This window comes from Paenibacillus sp. AK002 (assembly GCF_053903045.1).
In genome coordinates, this window is the sequence record NZ_CP096377.1 from 6,670,757 (window position 1) to 6,689,248 (window position 18,492).

Below are 18,492 nucleotides of genomic sequence, written 5' to 3' on the forward strand. Positions count from 1 at the left end.
GCGCTATGATTAAACCCCGTAACCGTGGGGTATTTCTTCACTTCACCAAACCATTACTGCCACCTTCCAAAGGTGGCAGCTCCATGGATATTCATCGCAAACGGGTAGTCCCAGCAGGGAGCTTTCGTTACTTCATCAGCTTGTTCATGGTGGTTAACAGCTCGGTAATGACCTCATCGTCGCCTTCCTGGAGGCGCTCCACCACACAGCTCTTCATATGATGCTCGAGCAGCAATTTGCTGACGCCGTTCAAGGCCGACTGGATCGAGGAAATCTGGTTTAACACATCGTCACAGTACGTATCCTTCTCAATTAAGCCCTTCACGCCGCGGATCTGCCCTTCAATCCGGTTCAACCGGCTGATGAGATTGCTTTTCGTTTTGTCCGAATGATGGCTCTTCCGTTCACCGGTTACTGCGCATGCATCATGTACATGGTTCTCGGTTGTCATACCCATTCCCCCCTTGATCACGTTACTTCTTCTTATTCTAACCCTAGTATATCATATAGCCCCCCACCCTATAAAGCCCAGCTTATGGAATGAGATTGCGGAACATTTTGCCGTGGGGGCATGTCATCTACAGTATATGCTTGTACCCGCGATAATTTTCGGCCCATGAAAAAGGTTGCCCCATCAGGTCAGCAGCCTGATGGGGCAACCCCCTATATTTCCGCATGCGGAAAAACCTGGGCTCCCTTAATAAATCGTTCGCCCCTGCGCATCCGGCACGCCGGATTTGCGGTAAAAATACGTATTGATCACATCCCGCCAGTGCTTGGCATGCTCGGCCTGGTCAGCTAACCGTTCGGTGACTTGGGTTAAACGCTCCAGATCGACCTTGCCTTCGAGCGATGTCCATGCTTTCAAGAGCCCGGCCGCAGCTTCCGCACCTTCGAAGTGCGTGTCATAGATATGCTGAATCACCGTTTTACCGGATTTCAGCACATGCGAGTACGGCGCATGATGAAAGAACAGCAGCAGCTCTTCAGGACAATCCTCCAGCGCATCATATCGGGCCGCATTCGGCTCGAAATACTGTGCGGTGTACCCCGTGCCCGTCGCCACCGTGCGGTCCACCCCAATACCGTCCCGATCCGCGAAATGGTAGGTGCCCCACCTTGAATATTCATAACCGTCCACATCCGGTCCGTAATGCGTATGCGGCGTAATCATCCAGCCTACCCCGAGCGGCGAGGTGTAGCTTTCATAGATCGGCCACGATTGCATCAGCATGCCGCACACCACGGCGACCACCGTCTCATCATTGCCGAAGGTCAGCCTCGTCCATTCCTCCGCAATCCCTTCGGCGGACATATCCGGGTTCCAGACCAGCCGGCCGAATCCATACAGATTCGCCTGCGCCAAGGTGTGACCCGTCCAATTCTCATCATTCCCGATGTTGGAAACGGCGGCGATCCCGCTGTATTTCATGCCGTGCAGCGAACCGTCCACGATCTTCTTAACCTCGGACCCCGTTCCGTTCGCGTAGGTATCGAAATCCAGCACCTCTTTCCACTGCGGCACCAAATAGCATACGTGGCGCTGCTGTCCGGTATATTCCTGGGCGATCTGGAACTCCAGCACCTGATTGGTCTGTTTCATGCTGCCGAACAGCGGGGATACCGGCTCCCGTACTTGGAAATCCATCGGTCCGTTCTTGATCTGCAGCAGCACATTGTCCTTAAACCGTCCGTCCAGCGGGGTAAAATGATCATAGGCCGCCCGCGCGCGGTCCGTGCTGCGGTCCCGCCAATCCTGCATGCAGTTGTAAACGAAGCAGCGCCAGATGACAAGCCCGCCATGCGGTTCCAGCGCTTCGGCCAGCATATTGGCGCCATCGGCGTGGTCTCTGCCATAGGCGAACGGCCCCGGCCGGTGCTCCGAATCCGCCTTGACCACAAAGCCGCCGAAGTCCGGTATATGATCGTAGATCTCATCCGCCGTATCCTTCCACCACTGCCGAACCTCTTCGTTCAGCGGGTCCGACGTGGGTACGCCGCCGATATGCAGCGGAGCGGCGAAGTTTATGCTCAGGTACAGCATAATGCCATATTCCCGGAAGATATCCGCGATCTTTGCAATCGTCGGCAAATATTCCGCGGTAATGAACTTCGTCTCGATTTCATGCACATTGACGTTATTAATGGAGATGGCATTCAGGCCCACGGAAGCTAACAGACGGGCGTAGTCTCTTATGCGATCCAGATTTTCGGTGAACCGTCCGTTTTCGTAAAAAATCGAGTTGCCCGAGTATCCCCGTTCAACTGAGCCGTCGGCATTATCCCATTGATTTATCATCCGCAATCCGTTCACAGGCTGCTCGGTTACGTTCAGACCGGTCAACGTGTGGTGGGATGCCAGCAATCTCAATAAATGAAACACCCCGTATAACACGCCTTTCCCGGATCCGGCGGTCAGGATCAGCTTCTCCTGCTGCCCATGGCCAGAATGCTCCAGCCGAAAACCCTCTGCGCCCAGCCGGGCTCTCCCTGCTCCCATGGAATCTTCCCCAATTTCTCCCGTGCCCTCTTCGGCGTCTTCCGCATGAATTCGCACCTCGAGATAGGATGAAGCTTTAGCCTCGGATGTGATGGACGGTACGACGCCGAGCATGGATCGACATGCATTCCTCAGTTCCTGGATCGCAGCGTTAGCCACCCGCGACTGCTGCAGATCCGCAACCACGGTGCCTAACAGCCGGCTGTACACGGCAGCAAGCTCCCGGTCCTTAATGGGCGCATACTGCAGCCACGCTTGATATAAAGTGCTGTTCAACGTAATTTCCCCCTTCTTGGGCCAAGGTTAACGTTTCTCCCCAGCATCTCACTGTTTTCGACTCCTGCTTCCTTAAGGACTAACATGCAGACGCCGGCCACAAGGACCGGCTAGATGACAAGCTGATGGCGCCTTCAGCCGCCTATATTATCGCTGTCGTTATCTAAAATGATGGGTTCAACCCCTAAAATCCTTACACTTTGACCATACGCTCCACCAAGCGATGAAACGCCGGTTTCGGCTGATGCCGCTCATCGAACAGGAAAGGCCAATTCTTCCGCCCCCGTACCGGGAAATTGTCCAGCCAGGTGTAATCGTCGGCAGCACCCCAGAAGGTCACGGACGTAATATAATCCCGGTATTCCTTCAATATGCCGAACATCGCCTCATACCGCTTCGCTTGAGCCTCCAGCAGCTCCTCCGGCGCCTCGGTCAGATCCTTCCGCCTGTCGTCGAACCGGAACATCGACACATCAAGCTCCGTGAGTTGAAGCTGCAGGCCGAGCGACGCGTACTTCTCGATCGCCGCCCGGATATCGTCAAGATCCGGATCGTACAGATTCCAGTGGGCCTGCAAGCCAACGCCGTGAACAGGAGTTCCTTGATCCAGCAAAGACTTGACCAGCGTGTAGATTTTGTCCCGTTTATTCGGATGGGACTCATTGTAATCGTTATAGAACAAGAGGGCTGACGGATCGGCTTCATGCGCATACTCGAATGCCTTGGAGATAAAGTCGGGGCCCGCAATGTCCAGCCATTTGGACGGACGAAGAAGTTCGGCGCCTTCATCGGCGATTACCTCATTCACGACGTCCCAGGCGTAAATATCGCCCTTGTACCGCTTCACGACCGTGTCGGTATGCGACTTTAGCCGTTCGTACAGCGTGGCTTTATCCACCAGGCCCCCGTTCTTGTCCTCGAACAGCCAGTCGGTCGTTTGGTTATGCCATACCAGCGTATGGCCGCGCATCTTCATGCCATGCTTGCGGGCGAAAGCGGCAAGCCGGTCCGCCTCCTCGAACGTGTACGTATCCTCTGCCGGGTGCACGCTGACAAACTTCATTTCATTTTCCGCCGTAATGCTGTTGAAATGGTACGCTAGCAATTCCTCCTGCGTTTCGATCGTCCTCGGATTCACGGCCGCTCCGATGAGAAAGTCATCCACGAACATTTCCTTAAGCCTGGGTTCACTTCGCTGCGTGTTGGACATATCCAATCCCTCCTTAGAATTAAAGATAATAGCAAGATTGCTGGTTGATGATCATGATGCCACCGGCATCCGTTGGTCGACGGACATCCAGACATGCCGCGGACCACGCACCGTGCGCTCCAGGGAACAGTGCGCACGGCGTATCTTTAGCGGTTCCCGCAGCTTAACCTTTCACCCCGCCAAGGGTCATCCCTTGCACGAAATATTTCTGCAGGAACGGGTATACCAGAATGATCGGCACGCTGGCCACAATAGTCATCGTTGCCCGAATGGAGGTCGGCGTGACCTGATTCGCGCCGCTTTCCGAGCTTGCAAACTGGCTTGCATAATCGTTGCCCGAATTCAGCGAGGAGTTCGAATTCTGGAGTATTTTCATCAGCTCGTATTGCAGGGTGCTAAGCTCGCCGTACGAGGAGTTGTACAAGAATACGTCGAACCAGGAGTTCCATTGGGATACCGCCGTAAACAGCGATACCGTGGCAAGCACGGGCACGCACAGCGGAAGCACGATTTTCAGGAAGGTCGTGAATTCGCCGGCGCCGTCGATCCGGGCCGATTCCAGGATCCCCTCAGGCAATCCCTCGATGAAGGAGCGGATGACGATGACGTTGAATACGCCGATCAGGCCCGGAATGATGTATACCGAGAAGGTGCCCAGCATGCCCAATTCGCGAATCAGCAGGAAGTTCGGAATCAAACCGCCGCTGAAATACATGGTCAAAATGAAGGCGATCGACACGAATTTGCGCAGCACGTACTCCGGACGGCTGATCGTGTAGGCCACCATGGCACAGCAGAATACGGAAGTGATCGTGCCGATCAGCGTACGCAGAACCGAGATGAAGGTAGCGTGGAATATCGTGGCTTCGTTAAATACATATTTATAATTCTCCCACGTGAAATCCCGCGGCCATAAATATATGCCGCCTTTCACCGAATCCGTCGCATTGTTGAAGGAAACCGCGAGCGTATTGATGAACGGGTACAGCGTGACAATCATGAGACAGATCATGAAGACTATATTAAAGGTATCGAATAACCGGTCCGCGGGAGACTTGAACCGGGCATGGGCTCGCGGTGCATCTGAAATCTTCGCCATATGAATCCTCCTGTACGTTTTCTGATAGAGAACGGTTCTCGCAAGCTTTCGCTTAGAACAATCGGTCTTCGCCCAGTCTCTTCGCGATATGGTTAGCCGTGAACAAGAGTATGAAGCTGACGACCGTCTTGAACATGCCGGCTGCAATCGAGAGCGAGAAGTTGCCCATCTGAATACCGTATTTCAGCACGAAAATATCCAGGTTCTCGGAATAATCCACGTTCATGCCGTTGCCAAGCAAGTATTGCGGTTCAAAACCGGATTCGAGCAGGTTGCCGATATTCATGATCAGCAGGATGATGAATACCGGTTTCAGACCCGGCAAGGTGATGTTCCAGATCCGTTGAAAGCGCCCGGCGCCATCGATTTCCGCCGCCTCGTACTGCGAGGGATCGATCATCGTCATGGCCGCCAAATATATAATGGTGTTCCAGCCGACATTCTTCCATACTTCCGAAACACCGAGTATTCCCCAGAAATATTCCCCTTCCCCAAGCCATAGGATCGGTTCCTTAATAATCCCGAACCACATGAGGAGTTCATTGATAATCCCGCCGTCTGCGGACAAGGCCGTCGAAATAATGCTCGCAGCCACAACCCAAGAGATGAAATGGGGCAAATAACTGATCGTCTGCACGACCCGTTTGAACATCAAATTACGCAGTTCATTGAGCAGGATCGCTAACACAATCGCCGTGACAAAACCTAAGACAAGGTTGATAAAACTCATGGCGAGCGTGTTGCGCATGACCCGGAGGAAGTGTTCGTCCTGAAACAGGAAGGTAAAATGCTGCAGGCCTACCCATTCCTGATCGAATATCTTCTTCGCCGGTTTAAAATCCTGAAACGCGATGGTCCAGCCCCACAGCGGCAGGTACTTAAAGACAAACAACCATATCAAAAAAGGAATCGACATGAAGACAAGCGCCTTCTGCTGCAGCAGCTTCCGGAAGAAGCTCTTTTCGCCTGATGGCCGTCTATGATTCAAACCAGTATCGTTCTTTCGTTGTTTATTGAAGAAACCTTTCGATACCGCCGGCGTTTCACTTAGCGCCGTGGTCTCTGCAGGTCCAATCGGGTTCGCCTTATCCACGGTTTCTTCTCCTTCCTATCCAGGCCCTAGAAGAGGAGGGACGGATCTCGGCCATTTCGGCGGTCCGCCCTTGTTCGCCTCTCCTTCATCTATTATTGTCCTTGGGCATTTGCGATTTTCTTGGCTACTTCCTCGGTGATCAGATCCTCGTATCCCTTCACGTCCAGCTTGCCGAACTCGCCCACGTATTCGTTCCAGATGCCGTCAAACTCCGCAGGGCTGGCAAGAACCAGTTTCGGGAAGTATTTGCGCTGCAAATCGCTTTTCTTCTGCGTGAAGATTTGGGCCGGCGAGCCCTGATCGATCGGAATGCTCCAAGCCGGGTACCATGGACGGTCGTCCGGTGCCGCAAACAATTGCGAGAAGGAATCGATGTCGTATGCTTCAAGCAATGTCTTGTCCGGTTCGGAGTAGGACATTTTGGCAACCTCAGGCTGGCGTCCCGCACCCACGGAATTACCGTCAGGAAGCGTAGAACCGTTGCCGTAACGAGGCCAGTTGTATTCAAAGTACTTGAAGCCGAACGACTCGCGGAAGGCTTCCGTATTGGTCTGTGCAATCTGCTCTTCCGTACGGTAGAAGCGGCCGTTCTCATCTACGGAATACGTCTCGTCCTTGATGCCCCAGTTCGACAGAATCTGGTTCTCGTCCGTCAGCAGGTTGTTGAAATACTTCACAATGCGCTCCGGATCCTTCGCGCTGACGGAGATCCCGACGCCGCGGTTGTTCACAAAGGATGGCGGATCCAGATACTGATCCTTGGTATTCTCATCGTATACGATCGGCAGCGCCATGTATTCGAGATCGTCGTTACCCGATTTATTGGCTGTTTCGCGCAGGTTGTTCATCGCTTGGCCTACCTGCCATCGATAATCGAAGAAGCCGAGCACCTTACCGGAAGTCAGTTTGGCAAGGTATTGATCATAGTTGTCCACGAAAGAGGATTTATCGAACAGGCCCTCCGCATTCAGCTTGTTCAGCTCTTGCAGGTACCGCTTCGTAATGTCGTCGTCCGCGTAATCATTCGCTACGTGAGTCTCCATGTCGATGATGATCCCGCCATCGTTCGGATAGCCGGCCAAATGCATCGGGGCATTGGTCAGAGCAAAAAATTTATCCTGCGTCGTCAGCGCCAGATATCCGGTCAAGCCTTCCTCCGGATGTTTCTTCACGTAGTCGCGAATCAGGGCCAGGTACTCGTCGAAGGTCTTGATTTTCGGATAACCCGCTTCCTTCAGGACGCGGCGTTGGATCCAGAATGCTCCTTGCTCGATATTGGGAGCCGACGTGTACTCTCCTACAACCGCGCTCAGCGGCAGGAAGTAGATGTTGCCGTCCTCGGCTTTCATCAGGTTGTAATAAGGCTCGTACACCCGCTTGATGTTAGGGCCGTACTTATCGATCAGGTCATTGAGCGGAATGAAGGCGCCCGCCCCGACCAGCTTATCGATCGAGCTCCCCGGCACAATCACATCGGGATAGTCGTTACTGGCAATGAAGGTTCCCACCTTGGTATTCTCGTCTCCTACCAAATGCTCCATTTTAAAATTCACGCCGGTTTGGTCTTCGAAAATTTTACCGATGGTAGTTTCGTTCGTATTTTTGTCTTTACCGGCTGCCGCGTTGAAATAGGTGAAGGTGACCTTCTCTTCTTTCTTCTCGCCTTCGCCGCCGGCTGCCGGTGTATTATCCGCTGCCTCTTTACTGCCGCCGCACGCTGCCAGAAGCGATACCATCATAACCACGGTCAGACAGCTCAGCCAAAATTTCTTGTTCATGCTCTTGACCTACCCCTTTCGGTCTCGTTAATTTGTAAGCACTTTCATTATAAGAGAGCTCTGTAGCGATTTTCACCCGTCAATCTTTAGGTGATACTTTGAAAACTATAGAACCGTATCCTTTTCCGTGAAAAACGGCAGCTCCGCAGCCTTCTCCCCTGCACTTCCGCCGACTAACGAACAAATCCTGCTAGGGTCACTCCGATTCGGAATGCCGCAGCAGGATTTGCCGTCCTTATGTTTCAATGGGAATGGACAGTTTGACTCGTGTGCCCTGTCCAGGCGAGCTGTCAATTTCAAACCGGAACCGGCTGCCGTAGTACAGCTTTAACCGGTAAATCACATTCTGAAAGCCGATCCGCTCTCCCATCTCGTCCTCGGTCTCGAGATAACGGTAGATGCGTTCCACCTTCTCCGCGGGCATGCCTGCCCCGTTATCCTGAATGGTACAGATCAGGGATTGGCCCTCGCGCACAACCCGAACTTCAATGCGCCCCCCGTGCTTGAGCGGCTCGATGCCGTGAATGCTGGCATTCTCCACAAACGTGACGATGGCCATTTTCGGTATTTGCAGTTGACCCTCTTCGGCTGGAGCATGAACCGAATAATCGATTTTGTCGCCAAACCGGTACTTCTGGATTTCAAGGAAACAATGGATGAACTCCACTTCCTCCTTGAGCGTCACCATGTCTTTTTTCCAAACGAGCGAATTGCGGAAGATCTTCGCCATATTATGAATGATCCTAGCCGTCTCATCCTCATCCTTCATCAGGCTGCGCATGCGGATCGTCTCCAGGGCATTAAAGAGGAAGTGCGGATTAATCTGGCTCTGCAGCGCATTCAATTGCGCGTGCCGCCGCTGCAGCTCCAAATTCTTCTTCTGGATATCCGCCACGTACACGTCATTGATCAGGCTCTTGAGCTGCAAGGTCATCCGGTTGAATTCACCCGTCAGCTGACCGATCTCGTCACGTGCCTCAGCCTCTTGGATGGTGTCGTAATTCTGGTTCTTGACCTTCTTCATATGTTTGAGAATCCGTACAAGTCGTACGTTAAGGGAACGGCTGATCCAAACAATCACCAGGCTCGGAAGCAGAAAATTCAGGCAGGTCAGCACAATGACGAACCGCAAGGACTGATGCACGTCGCGCAGCACCACATCCTCCGGCGTCACCGCCATGATCGTCCAGGTGTTCAGATTGTTGGTCGTGAACGTATCGGTATGAAACTCCAGAAACCTGTCGCCATGCGCGATGCTGCTGTACGGTACAGCGCCCTGCGTGACATCGACCTTCGGGTCCGTAGTATATTCGATATTCCCTGCCCCGCTCAGCAGATACACTTTGCCCTGCACATTCAGATTGCTCATGATCTGCCGGATCGAAGGCATCCGCATATCGATCTTGAGATACTTCGTGTGGTCATCCTGGGAGCTGAAATAATTCATGCTTCGGATGATGCTGAAGCTGTCCAATTGGCCGTTCTCGCCCGTACGCATCACGATCGGCTGGGTTACGTTCTTGCCCGCGATCGCCTTGTACCAAGCCTCTTCCTTCACCTGGCCATCGATATAATTGATGCCGCCGGAATACAGCAGGGTCGGATTGTCGACATACACCGTAATTTCGCTGACCGAATTGTATACGGCGCTGCCCGAATTCAATATGCGGCGGAGATAAGTATCATAAGCCTCGATATAATCGGCTGGATGATCGTACACCGTTTCCACGATCTCGTTCAATTGAACGTCCGTGTAGAAGACCGAGGAGATCTCCAAGGCGTCCTCGACTTCACGGCGGAACTCGTTCTTCATCTGTTCAAGCGCTACGGTAATATCCTGGATCCGCTGCTCCCTTACGCTGCCGGACGTCACATTGTAGAAGATGAGGTTGGTAATCAGGATCGGCAAAAAGACGGCCAGGAAATAAAGCAGCAGCATCTTGTCCCGCAGACGGACATTATTCAGGCTCGGCTTCATGCATTCGTCCCTTCGGACGCGGCCTCCTTCATCAAGCGGTTCCGGTACTCGCTTGGCGTCATCCGCTCAATCTTCTCGAATTGCGTCACGAAATAGTCCGGATTGCCGAAGCCGACCCGCTCCGCCACCTCATAGATGCGCAGATCCGTCTGGCGCAGCAATCGCTTGGCTTCGTTCACGCGCAACTGGAGCAAAAAATCATTAAAATACATGCCGTACGCTTTTTTGAACAGCTGACCCAGGTAAACCGGGTTCATGTAAAACTTCCCGGCAATGCCCTTCAGACTGATATTCTCATGATAATGGGCCTCAATATAAGCCCGGATCTTCTGGATTCCGCCCTTGTGCTGTTCCTTGCGAAGCTGCCCGATATAGTTCGCGCTCTCAATCGCAAAATCCGTGAACAACCGCTTCAGCCCCTGAAGCGACAAGTTGCGGTCATGCCACTCGGTCATCGGCTCGAGACTGGACAGCCGGCTTTGATCCCCGTCCATGCTGCTGAGCACACGGACCACGCCCAGCACGCATTGGTTGATCGCCGTCTTCACAGCTTCGGGAGCATACAGCTTCTCCTGGAAGGATTCGAACAGCGAACGAATCGTCTCCTCCAGCTTCTCGAAATGCAGCTCCTCGATCTGCTCCAGCAGCTGCTGGTAAAGACGATCCTCCAGCCCGATGTATTGCAGATCATGCACCGCGGCGTCTTCATGGATCACGATGCCGCTCTCATCATAGATGTACTTGTATAGGAGCGATTGCTTGGCCGTTTCGTAGGCATCCTGGACGAGGGACAGACGTGAAACCGGCCGGCCAAAATAGACGAAGATTCTTTCGTGCTTCGAATCGGCGAGCGATTGCTGAAGGCGCCTAGCAAATCCACGCTGACACCCCTGGAACGATTGCAGGATGCTTATCGGAACGATGATGCCGATGCGGTTGCGGTGCTCATGCAGATAGAAGGGCTGTTCTCCATTCGAGATCGCAAGAAGGGCCGTTTCCACCCTGTCCTTGAAGTCGCCTCCGTCATTGTCGTTAGCCGAAGCCGGCGGATGGTCATTCCGTTCGACAAAGACATAGAACAGACTGTCTTCCGGCCGGAGTTCAAGACGCCGCTCCCATTCCTGCAGCAGACTCTCATCCGCCTCCCCTATAATGAGCGATTCCATCAAGGCGCCCGACAACAGCTTCTCTTCCCGCGAGCGTGCCTCGCGGTCCAACTCCAGCCTTTCGCTGAGCCGGACCAGCGCCTGACTGAATTCCGTCTCGTCAATCGGTTTCAGAATGAAATCATGCACCCCGTAACGGACAGCCTGCTGGGCATAGTTAAAGTCATCGTATCCGCTTACAATAATGAAATACGGCTTCACGATATCGTCCGTGACGACGCGTCTGATCAGCTCGAGTCCATCCAGCACCGGCATGCGGATATCGGTGATGACCACATCCGGCCGAAGCCGTTCAATCAGTTCCAGCGCGTCTTCCCCGTTATCCGCCTCCTCCACAATGTGAAAGCCGCAGGCTTCCCAATCAATCAGCTTCAGGAGCCCTTTGCGCGTAAACACCTCGTCATCCACCAATATCGCCCGGTTCCCTTGCACGGTATGTCCCCCTCGCCTTTTCGCGCACATCTGCCTGTAACAGATCTTCTATCTGTTCATCAGCAAACGCTTTCATATAGTAAATCTATTGTTCCTGCTCTGCACGCAATTGTCAATGAATTTGAAAATAACGCTCGGCATTGTGGTAGCAAATATCCTGGATGATGGCACCGATATATTCATAATCCGCGGGCAGTTCCCCTTCCTTGATCCAATCGCCGAACAGGCGGCACAGCACTCTCCGGAAATATTCATGCCGCGGGAACGACATAAAGCTCCTGGAATCGGTCAGCATGCCGACAAAGGTGCTGATCAGCCCCATGGAAGACAACGCGGTGAGCTGCTTCAGCATCCCTTCCTTCTGATCGTGGAACCACCAAGCGGAACCGAGCTGAAGCTTGCCCTCGACGCCGGCCGACTGGAAGTTTCCGATCGTGGTAGCGATCATTTCGTAATGCGAGGAATACAGGCTGTACACAATGGTTTTCGGCAGCTGATCGTTCCTGTCGAGCCTGCTCAGGAATCCGTTCAGGCTTTCCGCCAGATGGAAATCGAGAATCGAGTCATACCCGCTGTCCTTGCCGATCTTCGCGAACATCCGCGCATTATTGTTCCGAATCGCCCCAATGTGCAGCTGCATGGTCCAGCCCTTGGCATGATACATCTCCCCCAGCTTGAGCAGGGTATGGGTGCGGTATTTCCGTTCCTCGAGCGGGGTTAAGCTGCCGCCGCCGATGGCTTTGCCGTAAATGTCCGCAACTTCTTTAACGTCGGCCTGTTCATAAGGAAAAGCGCCAAAGCCGTGATCCGACAGGCGGCAGCCATGGTCATGAAAATATTGGATCCGCCCCTGCAGGGCATCCAGCAATCCCTGATAGGTGTCCACGGCTATACCAGCCGTTGTTCCCAGCGTCCGTACATAGGAGGAGAAGTCCGCGTTCATGATATCCAGCACCCGATCCGGCCGGAATGCGGGGGCCACGACGGTGGATAATTCCCCCTGATCCCGAATGGCCCGGTGAAACTCCAGCGAATCGACGGGATCATCCGTCGTGCAGGCCACGTTGACCTTGAATTTCTCCAAAATTCCGCCTGCCCGCAAGACAGGGGCCTTCAGCTGCTCATTGCAAGCGTCCCAGATCTCCTTGGCATTCTCTGCGGTCAACCGCTCTTGAATCCCGAAATAGCGGGTCAACTCCAGATGGGTCCAGTGATAAAGCGGATTGCCGACCAATCGCGGAACGCATTCCGCCCAGGCCATGAACTTCGCTTCAGGACTGGCGCTCCCTGTAATCAGCTCTTCGTCGACGCCAAGCCAGCGCATCGCCCTCCATTTGTAATGGTCCCCCTCCAGCCATAGCTCCGTCAGGTTATCGAACTGCCGGTTGATGGCAATATCCTTCGGGTTTAGATGGTTGTGGTAATCGAATATCGGCATCCCTTCCGCATAATCATAAAAAAGTTTCTTCGCGCTGTTGCTGTTCAGCAGCAGATTTTCCGTGTCCAAACGGCTCATATGATTCCCCTCCGATTCTTATTTCGATTTTCAGTTCCATACTACCATACAAGTATGGTAGTATGGAATACATTAGGAGGTGATGCAGTGGTAGAATCTTTGCGATTACAGCCAGGATCGGCCGGACATATCGTGTACTCCCGGCTGAAGCAGCAGATTGTCAGTCTCGAGCTGCCCCCGGGAACGGCTCTGTCCGAGAAGGAGGTTTCCCTTTCCTTCGAGGTCAGCCGGACGCCGGTGCGGGAAAGCTTCGTCCGATTGGCCCAGGAGGACCTTGTGGTTGTGCTTCCTCAGCGCGGCACGCGCGTCTCGCTCATCGATTCGGAGCTGGTCGAGGAAGCGCGCTTCATGCGCGAGCAGCTGGAGAAAGCTGTCGTCCGGCTTGCCTGCGAAAGCTTCCCCGAGGAGAAATTCGCCGAGCTGGAGCGAAATCTGTCCGAGCAGCGCGAGAGCATCGAGAAGCATGACGGCAAGCACATGTTTGAGCTGGATGAGGCCTTCCACCGTATTCTGTTCGAAGGCTGCCGCAAGGTCGGCACATGGAACGTGCTGCAGCAGATGAACGCTCATCTGAACCGGAGCCGGATGTTATGGCTGTCTGCCGATCCGAATTGGACTAACCTTTACGAGCAGCATCGGGAGATCGCGGACGCGATTTCGCGTCATGACGCCGATCACGCCGAACGGGAAATGCAGCAGCATCTCAGCCTGATTATCTCCAATCTGGCCGTGCTGAAAGAGACGCATCCCGATTATTTTAAATAAGCCGTTACCCGCGAAAGACCCTTACTCGTCACGGCTTCCATCTTGGCGTTACACTCGTAACTGCAAAATTCCCAGCAGCTTTGCGTTAACTCCTTAAACTTGTAAAGGGCGGTGAAGAAATGCGCATGGTATTCAGATGGTTCGGCGAGGGCAACGATACGGTCTCGCTGGATCAGATTAGACAAATCCCCGGCGTGGAGGGCATCGTATGGGCACTTCACGATATTCCCGTCGGCGAGGAATGGCCGATGGAGCGAATTGAGGAAATTGCGGACCAAGCCAAAGCGTACGGGCTTCATATTGACGTCGTGGAAAGCGTGAATGTGCACGAGGACATCAAACTCGGCCTTCCTTCCCGGGATCAGTACATAGCCAACTATATCCGGACGATTGAGAAATTGGGCCAGGTTGGCGTCAAAGTCATCTGCTACAATTTCATGCCGGTGTTCGATTGGGCTAGAACCGATCTTCATAAACAGACCCCTGATGGTTCGACGGCCCTCTTCTTCGAGAAGGCCAAAATCCACGGCATCGATCCGATGGAGCTGGTTCAGACGATCAACCGGAACAGCGCGCTCACCATGCCGGGTTGGGAGCCGGAGCGTTTGGCGCATCTGACCTCCTTGTTCGAAGCGTACCGCGGCGTTACCGAGGAGGACCTGTGGCGCAACCTCGAATATTTCTTAAGCGCCGTCATTCCGGCTGCCGAGAAGAACGGCATCCGAATGGCCATTCACCCGGATGATCCGCCTTGGCCGATCTTCGGCCTGCCGCGGGTCATCACCAGCCAGGAAAATCTCCGGAGATTCCTGCAGCTCTACGATAGCCCGGCGAACAGCCTGACCTTATGCAGCGGCTCGCTTGGCGCCAATCCGGACAATGACATCGTCTCCATGATCCATGAGTTCCACGACCGGATTCCGTTCGCGCATATCCGGAACGTACGCGTTTACGAGAACGGCGATTTCATCGAAACGTCCCATCGTACCGAGGACGGTACCGTCGATATTTCCGGCATTGTGCAGGCCTATCATGACAACGGTTTCACCGGATACGTAAGGCCCGATCACGGGCGGCATATCTGGGGCGAGCAGTGCCGTCCGGGTTACGGCCTGTATGACCGCGCCTTGGGCATCATGTATCTCTGGGGGCTGTGGGACGCTTACAGCCGGGAGCGTGCAGGAAGCGCAGCTCAGTTGAAGGAGGCTGTTCAATGAGTGAGGTAAATCAACATGCAGCGGGTACATCTGAACCCGGATCGAGTGGAGCTTCTCATGAATCCACGCCGCAAGGGACCCTATCCCTTCCCATTCATCCGTCATTAAACGGGAAGACGGTTGTCATTACGGGCGGCTCCGGGGTGCTGTGCCGGGCAATGGCTCTGGAGCTGGGTCGGCAAGGTGCCCGGGTCGCCGTCTTGAATCGTACGGCCGAGAAAGGGCAGCAGGTGGCCGATGAAATTACGGCTGCCGGCGGTACGGCGATTGCCGTTCCCTGCGATGTAACGGATGTGGACAGCGTCCGGCAAGCGGAAAAAGCTGTGCGCGAGTCTTTCGGACCCTGCGATATCCTGATCAACGGAGCCGGCGGCAACCGGAAAGACGCGAATACAACCAACGAGATTTTCCGTCCGGAAGATGTAGGGCAGCCCGATGTGACAACCTTCTTCGGGTTAAGCGTGCCGGGCTTCCGCAGCGTGTTCGATTTGAACTTCATCGGCACGCTGATACCGACGCAAATCTTCGCGGAAGGGATGCTGGGGCGTCCCGGGGCCGTCGTGCTGAATGTCTCGTCCATGAGCGCACCCAGCCCAATGACCAAGGTGCCGGCTTACAGCGCAGCCAAGGCGGCCATCAACAATTTCACGCAGTGGCTGTCCGTTCATCTCGCGGAATCGGGCATTCGCGTGAACGCGATCGCGCCGGGCTTCTTCCTGACCGAGCAGAACCGCAATCTGCTGACTCATAGCGACGGTTCATTAACCGAGCGCTCTCATAAAATCATCTCCCATACCCCCATGAGACGGTTCGGCGTGCCGGAGGACCTCCTGGGCACCCTGCTCTGGCTCGTGGACGATCAGACCTCCGGCTTCGTCACGGGAACGGTGATTCCCGTGGACGGCGGCTTCATGGCATATTCAGGCGTATAACGGATTACTTTGCTGCAGAACAGCAGCCTGCCGGCCATAAGCTTGACTGGCTGGACCACGATGAGTAAGCAGATGAAATGCTGGAGTGACTCCGCGAGGAGTATCTCCTGAAAATTCCTTGGCATTAGACAGCAGCAGGGCCGACTAAGATCCCATGATCTTAAATCAGCCCTGCTTTTTGTATCACGGCAGCTGTATATGTCTGAGTTTATCCGGATTCGCCACGGTATACATCGTTTCGATCCGATTGTTTTTAAAAGCAAAAGAATAAATAAATTGGACACCGTGATCCAACCGGATCCGTATTCCCGGCAGACCATTGACGGTAAGATAAGAGTACACATATTGTCCTTCATACATTTTAAGCAGGTTCAGATGCAATTGGATCACTTTATGGACTCCAACCACAGGTATTTGTGCCGCTCTGACTTTACCGCCGCCGTCCGAGTAGAGCACGACATTTTCGCTTAACAGCTCCAGCAGCTTATTCGTGTTCCCCTGTAAAAGGGAATCCACAAAATCCTTGATCTGCGCCTCCGCCACCGAGATCGAGGGTCTCTGATCAGGATCAAAATGAATGCTGCCTTTAGCACGGCGGAAGATTTGACGGCAATTCGCACTGCTTTTTCCCAGGATTTCAGCAATTTCGTCATAGGAATAATGGAAAATCTCGCGGAGAAGAAAAACGGCTCTTTCCACCGCGTTAAGCTGCTGAAGGAGCAGCAGGTATGCTGTAGAAATGGACTCTTGCTGCTCTACGATAAGAGAAGGGGCCGTCTCTGACTCCATATTCTCGATCAGGGGTTCCGGCAGCCAGGGACCGACGTACAGCTCGCGCTTTTTGGCAGAAGAGCGCAGCAAATCCAAGCAGCGATTCGTTACGATTTTGTACAGAAACGCTCTCTCATTGCGAATGTCCTCCGGGTGGGGCAATTGGTTATAGCTGATGAAGGCCTCTTGGACGATATCTTCCGCATCCATCACACTTCCCAGCATCCGGTAAGCTAACGAGAAAAGAGCGGATCGATAGCTTTTATACGATGACTCTGTGCTCATTCGGGGTCCTTTCCTCACTTTCAAGCGAGAGTATATGCTGTACGGCCCGCTTGGCGCTTGCCGTTGCAGCATCAACCAAGAGTTCGCCATGCGCTGCCCATTCTCCCGCTACATATAACCCGATGATTTCAGGGACGGCTGGACCCGGGTTCTCCTGGCGTTTCACATGCATAAAATCGTGGCAAACCGTGATGCTAGGAAGGTATTGTTTCGCAACGAGCTCGTCGCGCCAACCCAGCTGAACCAAATCCAAGGTTCCTTCTAATTCCTGCAAATCCCTTCTTGCGTCCTTCTCCTTGCCCTGATACTTAATCAAGGTTATGACTTGTGCGCCATCTTCGCTCAGGTAAGCCGCTCGGGATTGATTCGAGAGAAAGACGGTTTGATCGAGGCCGTACACAAACTGCTGCTTCGGCTCCGGAAGACGACGCAGGGCTACATCCAAGCAAGCCGCCGTCACTTCCACCGCCTGCTCCTTCCACGTGTGCAGAGCGGTTTCTTCTGCATGGGGCACCAGTTCGTGGGCGACAGCTGGAGGCGTGGTAAGAATAATATGATTGGCTTCTATCTTCATGCCATCGCCGCAAAGGACGTGCCGTACCTTTCCCTCGTAATGATCAACCGAAATGACTTTATTCTTCGTTACGATTTGAACTCCGTGCTCCAGAGCCTTTTGTTTTAATTCATCGACCATGGCCCCCCAGCCCCGATCCAGATACAATACCCCCTTCAGCGCGTGCTTAAGCTGCTGCAGTACGGGACCGGCCGCCTGCAGGTCAGGAGCTACCACATAACTCGCCGTACGCAATAGCGAATAGAATAAATTTCGTACCATGGGATCCTGCACGTTGCCTTCAATCCATTCGCGCACACTCATCTTGTCGTACAACTGCGTATCCAGTTTACCTAATTTCGCAAGCCAAGCACCGAGCTCCATTTTGCCCCTCCAGGATAATAGAGGGGTGGTGAATAGAGATTTCACGCCCATGGGTAACGGACTTAGTTTCCCTTTCCAAATTCCGTACCCGTCAACAGAAGGTTGACCCCCCGGCAATTGGAGCCCTAATTCGCGAAAGGTTGAAAGAGCATCTCCATGATATAAGGCATGCCCGCCCAGATTGAAGTAGGCTCCCTTCTTCTTATGGGTCATGGCCCGCCCCCCCAAACGTTCCTGCTTTTCAACGAGTATTGTTTGCTTCCCGGCTCTCGCCGCATAGATTGCTGCTGTTAAACCCGCTACGCCTCCACCTACAACGGCAACGTCATATTGTAGCATCCGTCATCATCCCTTTCTCGTTTTATACGGGTATGACGGGCGAGGGCATCGAGATGTGACAGGAATGAATCCAATCCGGACATTCATATCATTCATTGATTTGGTTTCGGAACTCCTATGAATAAAACCCCTCTTCAATTACGAAGAGGGGTTTGCAAGGTTGTTATATCATAACCGCACGTTTGATTTCATTCCGCC

General features: G+C 53.6%; 14 protein-coding genes. 3 read left to right on the top strand and 11 right to left on the bottom strand.

Annotation, left to right across the window (positions count from 1 at the left end; all coding sequences use genetic code 11):
* Positions 1-127: 127 nt before the first annotated feature.
* The 9 genes from M1D70_RS30120 to uxaC form a co-directional block, all read right to left on the bottom strand.
* The gene (locus M1D70_RS30120) at positions 128-451 is read right to left on the bottom strand and encodes a metal-sensitive transcriptional regulator (protein ID WP_009592707.1); all 324 of its coding nucleotides are present in this window, start codon (positions 449-451) and stop codon (positions 128-130) included.
* A gap of 246 nt (positions 452-697) precedes the next feature.
* Positions 698-2,776, bottom strand: coding sequence for an alpha-glucuronidase family glycosyl hydrolase (locus tag M1D70_RS30125; RefSeq protein ID WP_456288682.1), 2,079 nt, complete (start codon positions 2,774-2,776; stop codon positions 698-700).
* A gap of 193 nt (positions 2,777-2,969) precedes the next feature.
* Complete coding sequence (locus tag M1D70_RS30130; protein ID WP_456288683.1) at positions 2,970-3,986, bottom strand: endo-1,4-beta-xylanase; 1,017 nt, start codon at positions 3,984-3,986, stop codon at positions 2,970-2,972.
* A gap of 163 nt (positions 3,987-4,149) precedes the next feature.
* Positions 4,150-5,085, bottom strand: a complete 936-nt coding sequence (locus tag M1D70_RS30135; protein ID WP_036659372.1) for a carbohydrate ABC transporter permease — start codon at positions 5,083-5,085, stop codon at positions 4,150-4,152.
* Between the two features lie 52 nt (positions 5,086-5,137).
* On the bottom strand, positions 5,138-6,178 hold the full coding sequence (locus tag M1D70_RS30140; protein WP_009592715.1) for an ABC transporter permease: 1,041 nt from the start codon (positions 6,176-6,178) through the stop codon (positions 5,138-5,140).
* Positions 6,179-6,270: 92 nt separating this feature from the next.
* Positions 6,271-7,956: an ABC transporter substrate-binding protein gene (locus tag M1D70_RS30145; RefSeq protein WP_213580744.1), complete on the bottom strand. Its 1,686-nt coding sequence runs from the start codon at positions 7,954-7,956 to the stop codon at positions 6,271-6,273.
* 235 nt (positions 7,957-8,191) lie between these two features.
* Positions 8,192-9,934: a sensor histidine kinase gene (locus M1D70_RS30150; protein ID WP_456288684.1), complete on the bottom strand. Its 1,743-nt coding sequence runs from the start codon at positions 9,932-9,934 to the stop codon at positions 8,192-8,194.
* The gene (locus tag M1D70_RS30155; protein WP_456288685.1) at positions 9,931-11,532 is read right to left on the bottom strand and encodes a response regulator transcription factor; all 1,602 of its coding nucleotides are present in this window, start codon (positions 11,530-11,532) and stop codon (positions 9,931-9,933) included. The genes M1D70_RS30150 and M1D70_RS30155 overlap by 4 nt, the downstream gene beginning before the upstream one ends.
* A gap of 112 nt (positions 11,533-11,644) precedes the next feature.
* Positions 11,645-13,048, bottom strand: coding sequence for a glucuronate isomerase (uxaC, locus tag M1D70_RS30160; RefSeq protein WP_456288687.1), 1,404 nt, complete (start codon positions 13,046-13,048; stop codon positions 11,645-11,647).
* A gap of 87 nt (positions 13,049-13,135) precedes the next feature.
* Here uxaC and M1D70_RS30165 point away from each other — a divergent pair, with 87 nt between their 5' ends.
* The 3 genes from M1D70_RS30165 (at position 13,136) to M1D70_RS30175 (ending at position 15,962) form a co-directional block, all read left to right on the top strand.
* A complete protein-coding gene (locus M1D70_RS30165) occupies positions 13,136-13,813 on the top strand; it encodes a GntR family transcriptional regulator (RefSeq protein WP_456288688.1) in 678 nt (225 codons plus the stop codon).
* A 119-nt stretch (positions 13,814-13,932) separates the two neighbouring features.
* Positions 13,933-15,030: a mannonate dehydratase gene (uxuA, locus tag M1D70_RS30170; protein WP_456288689.1), complete on the top strand. Its 1,098-nt coding sequence runs from the start codon at positions 13,933-13,935 to the stop codon at positions 15,028-15,030.
* Positions 15,027-15,962: an SDR family oxidoreductase gene (locus M1D70_RS30175; protein ID WP_456288690.1), complete on the top strand. Its 936-nt coding sequence runs from the start codon at positions 15,027-15,029 to the stop codon at positions 15,960-15,962. The genes uxuA and M1D70_RS30175 overlap by 4 nt, the downstream gene beginning before the upstream one ends.
* A 183-nt stretch (positions 15,963-16,145) precedes the next feature.
* On the opposite strand, the gene M1D70_RS30180 is transcribed toward M1D70_RS30175, so the two are convergent.
* Together M1D70_RS30180 and M1D70_RS30185 are read right to left on the bottom strand one after the other, a co-directional pair.
* Positions 16,146-17,018 carry an RNA polymerase sigma-70 factor gene (locus M1D70_RS30180; RefSeq protein ID WP_456288691.1) on the bottom strand — a complete coding sequence of 291 codons (873 nt, stop codon included), beginning with the start codon at positions 17,016-17,018 and terminating at the stop codon, positions 16,146-16,148.
* Entirely contained in the window at positions 16,996-18,294 is a 1,299-nt protein-coding gene (locus tag M1D70_RS30185) for a phytoene desaturase family protein (protein WP_456288692.1), read from the bottom strand. Before M1D70_RS30185 ends, M1D70_RS30180 begins: the two co-directional genes overlap by 23 nt.
* Positions 18,295-18,492: the final 198 nt, after the last annotated feature.